We start from the raw sequence: 528 nt of genomic DNA on the forward strand, positions 1-528 counted from the left end.
CGGGCCGCGGGGGCGCGCCGTGGACGCCACGGCGCTCCCGCACCGGATCAGCGCGCCCCGTCCGGGGCCGCCGCGTCGTCGGCGGGGGCCAGGCGCAGCGAGATCGAGTTGATGCAGTAGCGCAGGTCCGTGGGGGTGTCATAGCCCTCGCCCGCGAAGACGTGACCCATGTGGGAGCCGCACGCCGCGCACCGCACCTCGATCCGCTCCATGCCCAGGGTGGTGTCCTTCAGGTACTCCACCCGGTCCTCCGCGAGCGGTGCGAAGAACGAGGGCCAGCCGCAGTGCGCGTCGAACTTCTCGTCCGAGCGGAACAGCTCGGATCCGCACGCCCGGCACGCGTACACGCCCTTCACGTGCGAGTCCCAGTACTCGCCCGTGAAGGGCCGTTCCGTGCCGGCCCGGCGCAGCACCTGGAACTCCTCGGGCGTGAGCCGTCGGGCCCACTCCTCGTCCGTCAGGCGGGCGCCGCCCGGGGCGGCCAGGGTCTGCTCGGGAGCGGGGACGTCCCGCGCGGGGTCGGGGGTG

General features: G+C 74.6%; 1 protein-coding gene. It reads right to left on the minus strand.

What is annotated here, in order from left to right; translation table 11 throughout:
* Positions 1-47 precede the first annotated feature (47 nt).
* The coding region (gene msrB, locus HMPREF3105_RS00620; RefSeq protein ID WP_036382841.1) for a peptide-methionine (R)-S-oxide reductase MsrB at positions 48-528 on the minus strand (481 nt) is incomplete at its 5' end.

The organism is Micrococcus sp. HMSC31B01, assembly GCF_001816085.1.
GTDB classification, from domain to species: domain Bacteria; phylum Actinomycetota; class Actinomycetes; order Actinomycetales; family Micrococcaceae; genus Micrococcus; species Micrococcus luteus.